The organism is Gordonia desulfuricans NBRC 100010, from assembly GCF_001485495.1.
GTDB lineage: Bacteria > Actinomycetota > Actinomycetes > Mycobacteriales > Mycobacteriaceae > Gordonia > Gordonia desulfuricans.
Genome location: NZ_BCNF01000043.1, coordinates 19,751 through 36,038, shown reverse-complemented (window position 1 = coordinate 36,038; position 16,288 = coordinate 19,751). Strand labels below are relative to the sequence as shown.

The 16,288-nt window shown below is 69.3% G+C and carries 14 protein-coding genes and 1 pseudogene; 9 read left to right on the top strand and 6 right to left on the bottom strand.

The features are described 5' to 3' along the window. Positions 1 to 230: 230 nt before the first annotated feature. A complete protein-coding gene (locus tag GD1_RS07535) occupies positions 231 to 491 on the bottom strand; it encodes a PLDc N-terminal domain-containing protein (RefSeq protein ID WP_059036552.1) in 261 nt (86 codons plus the stop codon). Between the two features lie 84 nt (positions 492 to 575). Here GD1_RS07535 and GD1_RS07530 point away from each other — a divergent pair, with 84 nt between their 5' ends. Further along, positions 576 to 1,031: a MarR family winged helix-turn-helix transcriptional regulator gene (locus tag GD1_RS07530; protein WP_053777238.1), complete on the top strand. Its 456-nt coding sequence runs from the start codon at positions 576 to 578 to the stop codon at positions 1,029 to 1,031. 72 nt (positions 1,032 to 1,103) lie between these two features. After that, a pseudogene (locus GD1_RS07525) lies at positions 1,104 to 2,380 on the top strand (MFS transporter). A gap of 128 nt (positions 2,381 to 2,508) precedes the next feature. Here the strand turns inward: GD1_RS07525 and ggh are convergent. Then, positions 2,509 to 3,849, bottom strand: coding sequence for a glucosylglycerate hydrolase (gene ggh, locus GD1_RS07520; protein WP_053777239.1), 1,341 nt, complete (start codon positions 3,847 to 3,849; stop codon positions 2,509 to 2,511). Between the two features lie 97 nt (positions 3,850 to 3,946). Here ggh and GD1_RS07515 point away from each other — a divergent pair, with 97 nt between their 5' ends. Continuing rightward, complete coding sequence (locus GD1_RS07515) at positions 3,947 to 4,624, top strand: SDR family oxidoreductase (protein ID WP_053777240.1); 678 nt, start codon at positions 3,947 to 3,949, stop codon at positions 4,622 to 4,624. A gap of 133 nt (positions 4,625 to 4,757) precedes the next feature. Here the strand turns inward: GD1_RS07515 and GD1_RS07510 are convergent, their stop codons facing one another. Then, positions 4,758 to 5,153 carry a nuclear transport factor 2 family protein gene (locus GD1_RS07510; protein WP_020793317.1) on the bottom strand — a complete coding sequence of 132 codons (396 nt, stop codon included), beginning with the start codon at positions 5,151 to 5,153 and terminating at the stop codon, positions 4,758 to 4,760. 183 nt (positions 5,154 to 5,336) lie between these two features. Here GD1_RS07510 and GD1_RS07505 point away from each other — a divergent pair, with 183 nt between their 5' ends. Genes GD1_RS07505 through GD1_RS07485 form a run of 5 tightly spaced genes read left to right on the top strand, consistent with a single transcriptional unit; the run spans position 5,337 to position 10,702 of the window. Beyond that, positions 5,337 to 6,461, top strand: coding sequence for a hypothetical protein (locus tag GD1_RS07505; protein ID WP_157079401.1), 1,125 nt, complete (start codon positions 5,337 to 5,339; stop codon positions 6,459 to 6,461). After that, entirely contained in the window at positions 6,458 to 7,144 is a 687-nt protein-coding gene (locus GD1_RS07500; protein WP_059036550.1) for a DUF4129 domain-containing protein, read from the top strand. Before GD1_RS07505 ends, GD1_RS07500 begins: the two co-directional genes overlap by 4 nt. Then, entirely contained in the window at positions 7,141 to 8,418 is a 1,278-nt protein-coding gene (locus GD1_RS07495; RefSeq protein WP_059036549.1) for a DUF4350 domain-containing protein, read from the top strand. Before GD1_RS07500 ends, GD1_RS07495 begins: the two co-directional genes overlap by 4 nt. Then, positions 8,415 to 9,410 carry an AAA family ATPase gene (locus GD1_RS07490; protein ID WP_059036548.1) on the top strand — a complete coding sequence of 332 codons (996 nt, stop codon included), beginning with the start codon at positions 8,415 to 8,417 and terminating at the stop codon, positions 9,408 to 9,410. Before GD1_RS07495 ends, GD1_RS07490 begins: the two co-directional genes overlap by 4 nt. Continuing rightward, the gene (locus tag GD1_RS07485) at positions 9,410 to 10,702 is read left to right on the top strand and encodes a DUF58 domain-containing protein (protein WP_059036547.1); all 1,293 of its coding nucleotides are present in this window, start codon (positions 9,410 to 9,412) and stop codon (positions 10,700 to 10,702) included. Before GD1_RS07490 ends, GD1_RS07485 begins: the two co-directional genes overlap by 1 nt. A 24-nt stretch (positions 10,703 to 10,726) precedes the next feature. Here GD1_RS07485 and GD1_RS07480 read toward each other — a convergent pair whose 3' ends face one another. The 3 genes from GD1_RS07480 to GD1_RS07470 all read right to left on the bottom strand — a co-directional run bounded on the left by GD1_RS07480 (position 10,727) and on the right by GD1_RS07470 (position 15,164). Beyond that, the gene (locus GD1_RS07480) at positions 10,727 to 11,239 is read right to left on the bottom strand and encodes a GNAT family N-acetyltransferase (RefSeq protein WP_059036546.1); all 513 of its coding nucleotides are present in this window, start codon (positions 11,237 to 11,239) and stop codon (positions 10,727 to 10,729) included. Positions 11,240 to 11,563: 324 nt separating this feature from the next. Next, on the bottom strand, positions 11,564 to 13,744 hold the full coding sequence (locus GD1_RS07475; protein WP_238403728.1) for a hypothetical protein: 2,181 nt from the start codon (positions 13,742 to 13,744) through the stop codon (positions 11,564 to 11,566). A 424-nt stretch (positions 13,745 to 14,168) separates the two neighbouring features. Continuing rightward, positions 14,169 to 15,164, bottom strand: a complete 996-nt coding sequence (locus GD1_RS07470) for a stage II sporulation protein M (RefSeq protein WP_059036545.1) — start codon at positions 15,162 to 15,164, stop codon at positions 14,169 to 14,171. A gap of 260 nt (positions 15,165 to 15,424) precedes the next feature. Between GD1_RS07470 and GD1_RS07465 the strand changes: the two genes are divergently transcribed. After that, on the top strand, positions 15,425 to 16,237 hold the full coding sequence (locus GD1_RS07465; RefSeq protein WP_059036544.1) for an RDD family protein: 813 nt from the start codon (positions 15,425 to 15,427) through the stop codon (positions 16,235 to 16,237). Positions 16,238 to 16,288: the final 51 nt, after the last annotated feature.

The window sequence follows — 16,288 nt, the reverse complement described above, 5'->3', positions numbered from 1 at the left end:
AGCGCTCCACATTCGCACGGAACGTCCCCACCCGTGGTGGCGTGACGAACCCGGCCGGCGGAGGTTTTCATCGGCTCAACCACCGTGCAACGCTCCACATCAGCGCGGGACGTCCCCACCCGTGGTGACGTCACGAACTCGGCCGACGGAGGTTTTCATCGGCCCAACCAGCCGTGTCTGCGTGCGGCACCTCGTGTTCGAACAGAACGCCCGCGGCGTCCTGCTACGACTCAGAGTGACGAGATCGATGGCGGCGCCGCAGCCACCGGGGGCGGGGTGTTGCGCCGACCCCACCGCAGGTAGGCGATCGGCCCGATGAAGTTGACGAAGCTCGCGGCCACCCATGCCTTCTTGGGGCCGCGCACCTGATCGGCCGGACGGTGGGCGAGATCCCAGAGCGTGAGGCCCTGCAGCGCGAACTGGATCGGCACACCGACACGGAGGATCGCGCGCGATCGAGGGGACAGTGGTCGCTTCTTCGACGGGCTCACCCGTCCAACCTACCCAGCCCCGCCCCCGGTGAAACGCGCCACAACGCTTTTATTTAGATTCTCGAAGTATTAGTGTATCTAAACATGACCACCGCAGGATCGGACAGCGCAACGATCGCGAGGCAGATACGGCCCGCGATCACCCGCATGTACCTGTCCTTGCGTCGGCATACCCCGGCCCCCGAGTACTCGGCCGCGCAAGCCTCGGCCCTGGTGACCCTGCTCGACCACGGCGCCATGCGGATGGGCGAGTTCGCCGCCCGCGAATCCATCCGGATGCCCACCGCGACCAGCGTGATCGACGGACTCATCCGCACCGGCCTGGCCCAGCGCTCCCCCGATCCCTCGGATCGGCGCGCCGTGCTGGTGTCGCTGACCGAGCACGGCGAAGACACCGTGCATCGGGTCCGGGACCGACGTGACGACGTGCTCGCACGCGCCGTCGAACAGCTCTCCGACGACGACCGCGCCTCACTGGCCGCCGCCGCCCCGGCCCTCCAGGCGCTGCACACGGCGCTCGAGGGGCAGCCCCCCGTCTGACCGGGCCCACTCGTCGTCGAGTGGATACCCCGCAGAAACCGTCCACCGCAGTGTCCGTTCCGAGGAAGCCGTATGACCACCGTTGATTCCAGGGCGTCGTCGTCCACCGACGCCCATGAGGGACAGTCGTTCCTCCAGACCTTCGCCCACCAGCCCCGCACCGTGTGGATCACCGCCTTCGCCGCGGTGGTCGCGTTCATGGGCATCGGTCTGGTGGACCCGATCCTGCACAGCATCGCCGAGGCGCTCGACGCCCCGCCCAACAAGCTGACCCTGCTGTTCGGCGTGTACGTCGGCGTGCAGTGTGTGGCCATGCTGATCACCGGATGGTCGGCGTCGCGCTTCGGCCCCAAGCGCACACTCGTCACCGGCCTGACCCTGATCATCCTGGCCGCGGCACTGTCGGTGTTCGCCAGCGATATCGACCAGCTGATCATCTACCGCGTGCTGTGGGGTCTGGGCAATGCCCTGTTCCTGGCCACCGCCCTGGCCTTCATCGTCAGCGAGGCCGAGGGCAGCCACCACGGCGCGATCATGCTGTACGAGGCCGCGCTCGGCGTGGGCCTGGCCGTCGGTCCGCTGATCGGCGCCCTGCTCGGCGAGTGGACCTGGCGTGCCCCGTTCGGCGGCACCGCGATCCTGATGCTGATCGGTGCGATCCTGTGTGCGGCGATGCTGCCGAAGGACGGCCCGGCCCCGTCCCGGACGAAGGTCCGGCTCGTCGACCCGATCCTCGCACTGCGCAACCGCACCCTGCTGATCACCTCGATCGGTTCGGCGTTCTACACCGGCGCACTGTTCACCGTGATCGCGTGGGCGCCCATCGCGATGGGACTGCGGCCGATCTACGCCGGCCTGATCTTCTTCGGTGGGGTCTGCTGACCGCCATCGCCGGTGTCTTCATCGCCCCGAAGCTCGCCCGCGCCGTCGGACAACGCGGCGGTGTGATGATCGCGATCGGCACCTACGCGGTGGCCATGATCGTCGCCGGCATCGGCACCGCCGAGCACCAGGTGTGGCTGATCGGCGTCGCCGTGATCCTGTCCGGTCTCCCCTCCGGCGTGCTCAACACCCTGTTCACCGGCGTCGCGATGTCGTCGGGTGACGGCTCCACCCCGCGCTCGGTGTCCAGCGCCGGCTACTCCTTCCCCCGCTGGGCCGGTGCCGCGATCGCCGCGGTGCTCGTGTCCTACCTCGCCGAGTGGTTCGGCTCGGTGGCCGCACCGTGGTGGTTCGCGACCGCCTACTGCATCGTCGCCCTGATCACGGTGAGCTTCGTGCGGGTGGCCTCGGCCGCCGATCACCACGTCGACCCGCAGGACGCACTGGTGGGTGCCGAAGAGTACTGACCCGCCGAATTCCAGACCTCTGTCCGAGGGAACGAGTCAGGCCCCGCGTCGATCGCCACAACCGGCTGATCCGCGGGGCCTTCTCATGCGGTCGGCCGGATGGGCGCCGATGGTCGTGCGGGCGGGCCTCAGTCCAGCCAGTCCAGAACCGACGCCGCGGTCCAGCTCTGCTGCATGCTGCCCAGCGGCTCACCGGTGAACGGTTCGTAGTACTCGGCGAAGCTGCCGTCGGTGGCCTGCCGCAGCCCCTCCTCACGCAACCGCGCCGACCGCTCCGGCCACCCGCGCCGCGCGAAGGCCCAGCTGAACAGCCACGTCATCACCGGCCACACCGGGCCACGCCAGTACTCGCGCGGCCGGAAGTCCGGGGAGATCGGCGACGTCGACGGCGGCACCGCGTACCGCAGGTCCGGATGACCGCAGAAGCGTGGGCCGTCGAACAGCCGCAGCAGCGCCCGCTCCTGGTCGCGGGACAGCCCGCCGCACAGCAGCGGCGCAAAGATCGCGATGGTCTCGGTGGTGATCCACCGGTTGGCCCGCAGGTCGAAGTCGCGCGCCGCACCGCTGCGCTCGTTGGTCGACGACACCACCCCGGTGCGGAACCGGTCGGCCCACGCCCGCAGATCGCGGACGTCGGCGCGGGGCTTGGAGTAGTCCTCCCCGATCGTGGCGAGCACGTCACAGGCGAGTGCGAAGATCGCGCTGACGAAGACGTCCTCGACGGCGAAGCTCATCGCCGTGGTCAGCGCGGCGTCGTCGTAGGCGGCGCGCTTCATCTCCTCGACCAGCCAGATGTAGCGGTCGTACTCGTGGTCGGACGGCCGCATCGACAGGTCGGTGACGTGGGCGAGGTCGGCCCGCTGATACGGCGGCAGATCGTCACCCGGGACGACGTTGGCATACGCCGCATCCCAGCGCGGCGAGTTGTCCATCCCCGACTCCCAGCCGTGATAGATGGTGATGCGGCCCCGGCCCTGCGGATCGCGGGCGTGGGCCAGCCAGCGATGCCAGCGCACCAGGGCACCCCAGCGGCGGTCCAGGAACTCGTCGGCGGCCGCCCGGGTGGTGCGCCCGTGGCGGCGGGAGTGGTCGAGGATGCGCTGCACGGCGATCGCGTGCACCGGCGGCTGCGTGATGCCGGAGGTGTCGGGGAAGTCGGGGGCGCAGGCGGCCAGACGCGCACACTCCCACCGGCGCGGCCCCGGGAAGTAGCCGTCGCGGCCGTTGGCGAACACGATGTGCGGGATCATCCCGTTGCTCCACTGCGCCGAGAGCAGGGTGTCCATCTCGATCACCGCGCGCTCGACGCTGAGCGGGGCCAGACCCACCGTCACGAACGCCGCATCCCAGCTCCACATGTGCGGGTACAGCCGGGGTGCGGCACTGGTCATCGTGCCGAGGTCGTTGCCCCGCAGCAGGTACGCGGCCCGGGCCGCGAGCTGCGTCTGGGTGAATCCGTTGCGCGCCACGCGTAGATTCTGCCCCGGCCGGGCCCTGCCTGCCGTCTGAGCGCATGCCTCCGGCGGGGCCGCGGGCAGCCGGGCGGCGAGAAGTAGGCTCGCCATCGTGTCCACCGCATTGATCACCGGCGCCGCCCGCGGGCTCGGCGCGGCCATCGCCCGACAGCTCTCCCCCACCCACGACCTGATCCTCGGCGGGCGCGGCTCCGACGCACTCGACGGCATCGCCGCCGAACTCGGGGCGTCGACGTTCACCGCCGAACTGACCGATCACGACGCCGTCGTCGCGGCGGCCGAAGGGATCGACCGGCTCGACGTGCTGGTGCACAACGCCGGGATCGGGAGCAGCCTGCGCCCGGTCGGCGAGACCCCGGCCGACGAGTGGCGCCGGCTGCTCGAGGTCAATCTGATCGCCGTGGCCGAACTGACGCGGGTGCTGTTGCCGGCACTCCGCGCGGCCGGCGGACATGTCGTGTTCATCAACTCGGGTGCCGGAAAGCGCGCAAATCCGGGCTGGGCGGCATACGCCGCGAGCAAGTTCGGCCTCCGGGCACTCGCCGACGCGCTGCGCCTCGAGGAACCGGACCTCCGTGTGACGTCGGTGTTCCCGGGCCGGATCGACACCGACATGCAGCGTGAGCTGATCGCCATCGAGGGCAAGGACTACGACCCGACCCGGTTCCTCGCGCCGACGACGGTGGCGGCGGCGGTCGCACAGGCGGTCCGTACCCCGGCCGACGCCCATCCGACCGAGATCGTGTTGCGCCCGACCGGTCGTCGCTGACGGTCGGCAAATGACACCCGCGTTGTTCTACGTGAAACAACCAACCTCTGGTAGAGGTCGAGAGTTGAGCTGAAACCCTCACGCCGCCTTGTGTTCTGAACGGCACGATCCACGGCGGCGTGAGTGCTTCGGGTCAGAGCTGCTTGAGGTCCGAGGCCTCCCACACCGCGCGCATCGTCGCGATCTTGCCGTCGGCGTCGAAGACCATGATGTCGACCGGGGTGATCTCGAAGCGCAGACCGGCGGTCCCGGTGACGAGGGTGAACTCGAAGACCGCGGTGTCGCCGGCGACCCGCTTCCACTTCAGGGTGGCGGTGCGCTCGTCCATACCCGTGATCACCGAGTAGAACTCGACGAGCTGTTCGCGGGTGTCGCGGATGTCGGCGCCGATCGGGTCCTCCACCGTCGCGCCGGGCGCGTACAGGTCGGCGATCTGCTCGGCCGTACCCGAGGTCAGGTACTCGACGTAGGCCTCGACGGTGGCGTTGATCTTCTCCGACAGGCTCGCGGTGTCCGACTCGACGGTCATGGGGCTCCCCCTCCAGGAAACAAGAACGTGTTCTAGTTTCACGGTAGCAGGCGATCCGCCGTCATCCAGGTGATTGATCCGACTCCACGGGGTTCACCCCACCACCGACGATCGGTGATTGGATGGGGGACGCCGACTCGGATGCAGGGGGCATCCGGCGGGCAGACCATCGGAGGGACACCCATGACCTACTCGCCCGGGGAGGGATTCACCCCGCCCGAGTGGTCGCCGGTCCCGAATGCAGCCGATCCCGGTGCTCCCGGTGTCGGTGCTCCCGGTGTCGGTGCTCCCGGTGTCGGTGCTCCCGGTGTCGGTGCTCCCGGTGTCGGTGCTCCCGGTGTCGGTACGCCCGGTGTCGGTACGCCCGGGTCCGGCCCCCGATGGGGTTCCGGGATCGGTGCGCCGCCGCCTCCCCCGGTGTGGCAGCAGCCGGCCCCGGCGCATCGGCCGGGCATCGTGCCGCTGCGTCCGCTCGGCGTGGGCGACATCATCGCCGCCACGTTCGCGACCCTCACCCGCAGTCCCCGACAGCACTTCGGGATCAGCGCCGCGGTCACCGCGCTCGTCGTGGCGGTGACCATGCCGGCGGTCGCCCTCGCGGTGGCCGTCACCGACGGCGAGATCACCGTCGAGTCCTGGTCGGCCGCCCTCGTCGACGCCCTCGGCAACTACGACCTCATCGCACTGGCGCTCATCGGGCCGGTGGCACCCACGGTCATCGCCGGCGCCGCCGGGCTGCCGACATCACTGTCGTACCTCGTCGGCACGGTGCGCCACCGGTTCGCCGCGATCGTCGGGTCGACGGCGCCGGCGATGGTGTTGGGCCTGATCCCGGTGGTGGTGGGGGCCGCCGTGGTCGACCGGCTCCCGGACACCCCCGGTGGTCTCGTCGCGATCATCGCGGTGTCGGCGGCCACGATGATCGGCGTGGTCGCCGGGCTCGTCCGCCTCGGTCAGGCTCCCGCCGTCGCCACGACCGAGGGGCTGCGCCCGGGTGATGCGCTGCGCCGGGCCCTGACCTTGTCCGGCCCCGGTTTCTGGCGATATCTCGCCGTGCTCGTGTTGCTCACGCTGATCTGCGGCGTCATCTCGTGGGTGCTGCGGGTCGGGATCTTCGCGGTCGGCGAGGTGTGGGCGATACCGCCGCTGGCCGAGTCCGCCCTCACCGGCGTCTGGGCGGTCATCGCCTCGGTGACACTCGCTCCCCTGCTCGCCTGCGCCTTCGCGGTGATGGGTGTCGATGCGCGTATCCGGCGTGAGGGATTCCAGGTACAACTCGCCGAGTGGGCCGCCGGGGGTGGACGATGAGCTTCGCGTACTCGGTTCTGGCCGAGGGACTCTCACCGAGCAACGACGAGGCGCGGCAATGGGTGCGCGACGAACTGTCGTCGTCGAACTATCAACCGGACCAACCGAGCTGGCTGGACCGGCTCTCCGACAGCCTGTCGCGCTGGTTCGGTGAGCGTGCCTTCGAGGCGATCTTCGGCGACAACACCTGGTCGATCGTCTTCGCGGTGGTGATCGGGGTGCTGGCGCTCGCACTGATCGGCTACTCGTTGCGGTTCGTGCGGCGCCGGCGCAAGGCCCCCTCCGCAGTGGACATCGAGCCCGTACTCGGCACGGAGTCGTTGTCGGCCAAGGCGTTCCGGGCCCGCGCCGAACAGCTCCTCGCCGCCGGTGACTTCGACGGATGCGTCCGCGACGCGATGCGCGCCCTCACCCGCCGCAGCGCCGAACGCTCCCTGCTGACCGACGCACCGTCACTCACCGCCCACGAGGTGGCCGTCCGGCTTCGGGGGCCGTTCCCCGGCCACGTGCACGAACTCCTCACCGCTGCAAGCCTGTTCGACTCGGTGGCCTACGGTGGCCGACATGCGACCGAGGCGCAGGCCCGGTCCGTCCTCGATCTCGACACCGCACTGAAGTCCACCCGGCCGGCCGGCACGGGGACCGATGCCGGGCTCGACGTCGGATTCGCGGTACCGCGATGACCGCACCCGCTCCTGCACAGGAGTCCTCCCCTCCCCCGGTCCCGGCCGCACCCCGGACGCGCCGGCGCATCGGCCTGTGGGTCGGCATCCCGGTGATCGTGCTGCTGCTGGTGGCGGTCATCGCGGTGGTCGTGCTGGTCGGCGGAACCGCGGCCCGCGACAAGGGAAACCAGTATCTGCTGGACCCCCAGAACTATGGCGCCACCGGTACCAGCGTCCTCGCCTCGATCATCGACGACCACGGGGTGCAGGTGACGATCGTCCGCGGCCTGGCCGACCTTCGGGTCACGCCGAAACCCGACGCGCACACCACCGTCGTGGTCTCCAACACCGCGGTGCTGCGGCCCGACACCGCAGCGGCATTCGCCGATCGCGTTCGCGAGGCCGATCGGATCGTGCTGCTCAGCCCGAGCAGCGGCACCCTGAGCCTGCTCGACTGGCCGATCGACGGCGATCGCGACCCGGGCATCGTGCCGCCGGGCGATTCGGTCGCCGCCGGCTGCACCGCGGCCGGCATCGACCCCGGCGACGTGGTGACCGCCCGGTCGTATGGCTACCGCGCATTCGACGCGGGTCCGCCCGCGGCCGGCGCACACAACTGTTTCCGGGTCGGCGATGCCGCTCAGGTCGCGATCGCACCGGACAGCCTGGTCGGCCCAGACCTGGTGGCCCTCAACGCCTCCATGACCACCAACGAGCAGATCGAAAGCTTCGACAACGCCGGTGTCTCGGTGCGGCTGCTGGCGAACACCGACCGCATCCTCTGGTACATCCCGCAGGCCGACGACGTCGCCTCGGCCTCCGAGGAACAGTCGATCCTGCCCCGATTCATCGGACCGGCGTTCCTGCTCGCGTTCTTCGTGGTGGTGGCACTGGCCCTCTGGCGCGGAAGACGTTTCGGTCCGGTCGCCACCGAGCCGCTCCCCGCGGTGGTCCGCGCGATCGAGACCACGCGCTCACGCGGCCGGTTGTACCGGCGGGCCGCCGACGCCTCCCGCACGGCCGCGATCCTCCGCGTCCACACCCTGGACCGGTTGTCCGGCTATCTGGGTCTCCCCTACGATCCCGGCCGGGCGATCGACGCGATCGGCGCTGTGCCGGTGGACGATCCCGCGGTGACGACCATCTGCGATGCCGTCACCACCATCACCGGACGCGACCTGGGACAGGTGTCGGCGCTGCTCGCCGGTCCCCTACCCGCCGACGACGCCGGTCTGCTGACCTTCACCACCGAACTGACCACCCTCGAGAAGGAAGTCCGTCGCACACCATGACTCCCGAGACACCCACCACCGCATACGCCACCGCGACGGCCCCGTCGAGCCCGCGTGACGCCCTCACCGCGGTCCGCGCCGAGGTCGCCAAATCCGTTGTCGGACAGGACTCGGCCGTCGCCGGCATCCTCATCGCGCTGCTGTGCCGCGGGCACATCCTGCTGGAGGGTGTGCCCGGGGTGGCCAAGACGCTGCTGGTGCGGTCGGTGGCGGCCGCCCTGCAGGTGGAGACCAAGCGGGTGCAGTTCACCCCGGATCTGATGCCCGGTGACGTGACCGGCTCGCTGATCTATGACAACGCAACCTCGGAGTTCACCTTCCGGCCGGGCCCGGTGTTCACCAATCTCCTTCTCGCCGACGAGATCAACCGCACTCCGCCCAAGACGCAGGCGTCGCTGCTGGAGGCGATGGAAGAACGTCAGGTGTCGGTGGACGGGGTGCCGCGTCCGCTGCCGGAGCCGTTCCTGGTGGCGGCCACCCAGAACCCCGTCGAGTACGAGGGCACCTATCCCCTGCCGGAGGCCCAGCTCGACCGCTTCCTGCTGAAGGTCACCCTGCCGCTGCCGCCGCGCGACGACGAGATCACCGTGCTGGCACGGTATGCGGCGGGGTTCAACCCGCGCGACCTCGCCGGTGCCGGACTGCGTCCGGTGGCCTCGGGTGCCGATGTGCTCGCCGGTGCCGAGGCGGTGCGCCGCGTCGCCGTGGCCCCGCAGGTGCTCGCCTACATCGTCGACATCGCCCGCGCCACCCGGGTGTCGCCGTCGTTGTCGCTCGGGGTCAGCCCGCGTGGCGCCACCGCCCTGCTGTCGACCAGCCGTGCCTGGGCGTGGCTGTCGGGGCGCGACTTCGTCACCCCCGACGACGTCAAGGCGCTCGCGCAATCGACTCTGGCACACCGTCTCACGCTGCGTCCGGAGGCCGAGCTGGAAGGCGTGTCGGTGTCGGCGGTGCTCGACGCCGCGATCAATTCGGTCCCGGTCCCCCGCTGATGACCGTCACCGGCCGGTTCGTCGCGCTGCTCCTGGTGGGCATCGTGCCGGTACTGGTGTTCCCGCACTACTGGGTGGCGCTGCTGTGGGTGTTCGGATCGATCATCCTGATGCTGGCCGATCTGGTCGCGGCAGGATCCACCGGTGCGGTGACGCTGCTCCGATTGCCCTCGGCGCCACTGCGTCTCGGCGAGTCGGGGGAGTCCACCGTGGTGGTGGTCAACACCGGCCGGCGCCGGTTCCGCGGCCGGATCAAGGATTCCTGGCAACCGTCGGCCGGTGCGTCGCACAATGTCCACGACGTCGACCTCCCGCCCGGGGAACGCCGCACCGTGTCCACCACGCTCACGCCCACCCGCCGCGGTGATCGACTTGCCCTGCGCGCCACCGTCCGTCGGCCCGGACCACTGGGGCTGGCCGCCACCCAGCACACCCGTCTGCTACCGGGATCGGTGCGAGCGCTGGCCCCGTTCAACTCGCGCAAACACCTTCCGTCGCGGCTGGCACGTCTACGCCAGCTGGACGGGCGGTCGGCGGTGCGGATTCGGGGTCAGGGAACCGAATTCGACTCGCTGCGTGACTATGTCGAGGGCGATGACGTCCGCAGTATCGACTGGCGGGCCACCGCTCGGCGCAGCTCGGTGGTGGTGCGGACCTGGCAGCCGGAGAAGGACCGTCACATCATCCTCGTGCTGGACACCTCACGTACCTCCGCAGGCCGGGTCGGCGATGCACCACGGCTCGATGCCGCGATGGACGCCGCGCTGCTGCTGGCCGCACTCGCCGCACATGCCGGCGACCGGGTGGATCTGCTCGCCGGTGACCGGATCATCCATCGGCGAGTGGTGGGCGTGGGCCGCACCAGCATCCTCGGACAGTTCGTCAACGCGATGACCGGTCTGGAACCGGCTCTGCTGGAAGCCGATTGGCCGCTGCTGGCCGCCGAGGTGACCAAGATCAGCCGGCAGCGCGCACTGGTGGTGCTGTTGACCCCGGTCGAACCGGCCGCCGTGGAGGAGTCGCTGCTGGCACCATTGTCGGTGCTGGCACAGCGGCACAAGGTGATCGTCGCGTCGGTCCGCGACCCGGCGCTCGACGAGATGGCCGGGCGCCGCGATGACGCCGAGGAGGTCTACCAGGCTGCGGCCGCGGCACGGACCTTGACCCTGCGGGCCCGCACCGAGACCGCACTCGGGCGGATCGGGGTGGACGTCGTCGACGCCGAACCCGAGGCGTTGCCCGCTGCGCTGGCCGACCGCTACCTGGCGCTCAAGTCGCGCGGTCTGCTCTGACCGCGCCACCCTCTCAGAGATAGCTCAGAGATCGTCGAACGGTGCCGCGTAACGGAATACGCCGCGGGGAGCAGGGGATCGGTCGAGCAGCAGCGCCTGGAAGTGGCGCCCCCAGGCGGGGTCGGGGGAGTCGATGCCGAGGGCGGCGGCCGGCCCGAAACCGAAGCGACCGTAGAAATCCGGTTCACCCAGGAGAGCGACGACCCGCTCACCGGCGGCTCCGGCGGCGTCGAGCTCGGCGTGCATGAGTGCGGTCCCGATCCCGTGCCCCTGCCGGTCGGGGGAGACCGCCAACGGACCGACGCCGACGGCGGGCAGGTCACCGACATGGCCGCGGGTGCCGATCACCATCCCGACCATCGACCGGTCGACCCACGCCGCCAGCGCCAGCGCCGGGAGATAGCCGGCGTCGGCGAACAGCCGCTCGGTGAGCCCCACCTCCACCGGCTCGCCGCCGTGGGCCGGATCGGCAAAGGCCCGGCCGACCACGTCGAGCACCGCCGGCAGATCGTCCACGGTCACGGGGTGAATGTCCATGGGGTGGATTGTCGGATGCCGATGGCGGGTGGGACAAGTGGATTTCGGGATCGGCCACACGGCCTCGATCGGTCACCGCGTCCGCCGGCGCCGCAGTCATGGCCGCCGACGCCGAGTAGCGGTGTCCGGCCGTTGTCGCAGAGCTCGTTGTCGCGCAGCTGTCCGGTCGTTGTCGCGCAGCTCCGCAGCCGGTGGACGCTCGCTGGTGACGGGTTCGTTCATCCCCGCAGTGGAGCCGAAAGCGCGTGGCGCGACGGCCGATCACGACGCATACGCCGATGGCCGCCCGACATCACATCGGGCGGCCATCGGCGTCGAACTCGGTCAGCTCTCGGCCGCTGCGGCGTCCGCGCCGCCGTCGGCGTCATCGCCACCGCCGGTGGACGACGCATCGTCGGATCCGGTGGATGCGCCCGCCGGTGTGTCGTCGGCGCTCGGGGCGTCATCGGCGGACGGGGTCACGTCGTCGGTCGGCGCGGTATCCGATTCGGCCTCGGTCGACGACTCGTCCTCCGGCACCGCATGCCGCGGGGTGTCGGTGCCGCTGCTGGTGAACTGTGGCGCGTGACCTTCGGGGAGTGCGTGACGCCCGGTGGACGTGGTGGTGTCGTCGGCACCGGCGGTGGCGGCCGCGAGCTGCGCGGCTCCCTGCTCCGCGCCGGTGGCGAGCCCGCCGGTGGTGTCGGCGACCTGCGCCGATGTCTGGGCGACCTGGTGGGAGACCTGGTTCAGCGTGGTGGTGGCCGCGTCGGCGATCGCCTGCGAGATCTGGGTGGCGGTCGGGGTGACGTAGGTGGTGAACAGCGGGTCGAGCACTTTGACGAGAGTGCCGATCGGGTCGCTGAGCACCCCGTTGGTCGGATCCTCGATCTGTGCGAGCTGCAACAGCAGCGCGGGGGTGAGCGTGATGACCGACGTCGAGACGTCGCCGAGAATCCCCGACAAGGCATCCGGGATCGCCGTCGACCCGGAACCCGTGGGGGCCGAACCCAATTGGAATCCCGGCAGACCGACACCCATGAACGACGGACCGCTCACACCGATCCCGTGGGGACCGAGGTTGATCGAACCCAGTGAGTACACCAGCGGGATGGTCGTGTCGCCGATCGTGACGGCAGCGACGGTCCAGCCCGAGTTGTAGGCGGCACCGTCGGGTCCGAGGTGACTCGACTCCAGCAGGCTGGTGCGCTCGAAGCCCAGACCCAATCCGGGGATCGACATGGTGAACGACCGGGATCCGAGCACCGAATCCACCGTCTGGCCGCTGCTGGTCACCAGGCCCGGCGTCCGCTGCATCCCGGTGGTGAAGAGGTTGTCCGGCAAGCTGATACCCGCGGCGTACAGCGGGACGGTGGCGACGTAGTCGTCGGCACCGCCGGTGCCCGGCACCACGACCTGGGTGGCGGCGGCCAGCCATCCGGCCGTGCCGCCGAGCGGCCCGGTGTAGGTGCCGCCGGCCTCGCGCTGGATGACCGAGAAGCCGCCGACGTCGATGCCGTCGAGCGCCGACAACGCGCCGGGGATCGCGGCATTCGGGTCGTAGGTCGTGGTGTGGACCTGGTTCCCGTTCTCGTCGGTCTCGCCCTCCCATTCGGTGTCGTAGATGGGGAGTTCCTGGGTGACTTCGGGAATGGCGGGAATCGTCACGCACTTCTTGATCCCGAAGACCGTGACGCATTCCTGGCGGGAGGGCTGTGCCGGGACGATGACGACGGTCTGCGACCCCACCTGGACCAGATGGGTCGAACCGTTCGCCACCACCAGCGCATCCGGCTGGTTGAGGTTCTGGGCGAACAACGCCTTCAGCTGGTCGGAGGTCATCCCGTTCAGGGTGACGCGCTCCTGGTCGACCCAGGTGGTGCCAGTGGCACCCAGCCAGGCGGTGGTACCCGTCCAGTTGGATGTGGTGTGTGTGCCGGACCAGAAGCCCAGGGCCTCGTCGAACGACGGGATGCCGGTGAGCTCACCGGCGTGCTGTACCACCTGGTCGCCGCCCAGCGTGCCGGCACCGTCGGCCAGGATGTTCTGGATGACGGTGTTCGGGTTGATGAGGTTCAGCTGCGCCCAGGCCGAGGTGATCTGGGCGAGCACCCCGGCACCGCTGCCGAGGGTTCCGGCCAGCGGCAATGCCGACACAGCCTGCGCGACCTGCGGACTGATCCCCGACAACGCCGTCGACGCACCGGGGACATGGCTCGTGTCGGGCACTGCGAGCAGCAGCCTGCCGCCCTCGGTGAGGGCCTGGATGACGTTGAGCTGTTCGGTCGTGGTGGACGATGCGCTGGTCACCACCGGCACCCAGCCCTCGGGCAGGATCGAACCGACCGGCGCGAGCAAGGCGATCTGGGCACGGCCGAGGTCGTCGGCGATGACGATCAGATTCTCGGTGGTCGCGTAGGCGTCCTGTGAGATCTGTTGCGACTGGATCGACTCCGCGTAGGCCTGACCTGCGGTTCCCGCCGCGATCGCGATGCCGGCGCCCAGGGCGACGACGGCCTTCTGCATTCGTCGTGACCTTCGGTCCTCGGCGCGTTCGCGTGCGCGTCGTTCTTTTCGGTTTGCCGGCGACAGCATCATCGGTGATCCCTTCGTCGAAATCGCTCTCGATTTCGAATCAAATACACCAGGGCAAACAATCGCAACTCGCCTCGGGAAAACTCGTCCGTTGGAAGGAACAATGGAGGCAGTGAATGTCATTCATTCGGAGGAATCGTTACATTCATTGACCGACAGCACATTCAGGGACAGCCGTATCCACGTCGATATACCACAGAGCAGACGTCGGAATCGGAGATTTCGACGTCGGGGGATTTCGACCTCGGCTGATTTCGACGTTCAGGGAAATCTCGGTGTCGCGAGATTCTCGCGTGAGGGAGTTTCGGCGCCGGGGGAGCCCGCTACCGCGACGACGGCCTGGTCACACCGCAGTTCACACCGTGGACGGTGCATAGAAATCGCGGTCGGCCTCGTCGATGTCGCCCCGTTCCCCCTCGTGGTGAGCCCACCGGCCGATGACGAAGACATAGACGAAGAAACCCACCCACACCGCCACGCCCACCGCGATCCGCGCCCAGGTGGGCAGCGAAGAAGGGGTGACGAATGCCTCGATGATGCCCGTGATACCGAGCAGCACCACCAGTCCGAGCGCGATACCGATCGCCGCGCGACCCTGCTCGGCCAATGACTGCAGTCGCGGTTTGTCCCCCGGGGCCACCCACGACCAGAACACCCGCAGACCCACACCCGCGGCGACGAACAGACACGTCATCTCGAGGAGACCGTGCGGCGTGATCAGACCGAAGAACACATCCGCACGACCGTGCCGGATCATGATCGACCCGGTGATCGCGAGATTCATACAGTTCTGCCACAACACGATGATCACCGGGAACCCGAAGACACCGAAGGCGATACACATCGCGGCCAGCCAGAAGTTGTTGGACCAGACCCGGAATGCGAACGCCGACGCCGCATGCTCGCTGTAATAGTCGGCGAAGTCGTGATTGACGAGCTGCTCGATCTCGGCCGCCGAGCCGAACGCACTCTCCACCCGCGGATGCTCCAGGAAGTACCAGCCGAGTGCCACCGTGACCACCATCGAGACCACCAGCGTCGTCAGCCACCACCACCTCATCGCGTACAAGGCCGCAGGAAAGGTCCGGCCGAAGTACCGGCCGAGGGCCGACCACGTACCCACCCGAGTACCCGCCGCCCGGTTGCGGGCCTTGGCCAGAAGCGCCGAGAGATAACCGACGAGTTCCGGATCCGGCGCACTCGACCGGATCACCGACAGCTGCGTCGCAACGCGCTGATAGGTGTCGATCAGTTCGTCGGATTCGGCTGCGGTCAACCGGCGTTGCCGCGTCAACGTCTCGAGCCGATCCCACGACGGACGCTTCGCGTTCACGTAGGCATCGAGATCCACCCCGCCAGCCTAGTGTGTGCACCCGCATCCGCCGATGCACTCCAGTCGATCAACCGACGCACATGTGTGCCCGGCACCGATACAGTGTGGCCATGCAACCGCCGGCGCCCCATCCAGCTGCGCCGCATCCTTCTGCGCCTTACCCTGCTTATCCTTCTGCGCCTTACCCCCCTGCGCCTTACCCCCCTGCGCCATATCCGGCGGCCGCGATCCCACCGGGCCCGTTTCCCCCCGGCGCCCGGCCCGTCCCACCACCGGGAATGTGGGGCCGGGGTGGCAGCGCGACGGTCGGCGTCGGCCGAGACGATCTTGTCTCCGGCGAGGCCGTCGCACTGGAACTCCCGGCGGCGTCGGTGGGTCTGCGCATCCTGTCCGGACTGATCGACGTCATCGTCGGCATGCTGGTGCTGGTCCTGCTGACCTATCTGTCGTTCAAACTCGCGGCCGGCGTCGACGACGCCCTGTTCGCCGCCTGCCTGACCATGTCCACCGCGCTCGCGTGGTGCGCACTGCCCACCACGGTGGAAACCCTCACGCGCGGAAAGACACTCGGCCACCTGGCCACCGGGATGCGCACCGTCCGCGACGACGCCGGACCGATCGGCTTCCGCCACGCCCTCACCCGCGCACTGATCGGCATCGTCGAGATCTACACGTTCTTCGGGGTTCCGGCCCTGATCAGCGCAGCCGTCAACCGCAAGAACAAGCGCATCGGCGACATGATCGCAGGCACCTACGTGGTGCGCGACCGGCATTCGATCCGGATCGTCGAACCGCCCGCCATGCCTGCGGCACTACGGGAATGGGCGCGCGTCACCGACATCGGGTCGATCCCGGACCCCGTCGCGGGAACCATCCGCAAGTTCCTGATCCATCGTGAGCAGTACACGCCGCAGGCACGCGTGGCGATGGCCGAACGGCTGACCTACACCGTCGCACCGTTCGTGGCACCCGCACCACCGCCGGGTGCACCGTTCGAGGATGTCCTCGCCGCGATCATGGCCGAACGCCGCAACCGCGACACCGACCGGATCAGCCGCGAAGACCGGCTTCGAGAACGCCTGCTGCGCTGAGGAACCCGACGTTCCCCAGCGCCTGTGCCCTCCCGGATCGGTAATGATCCG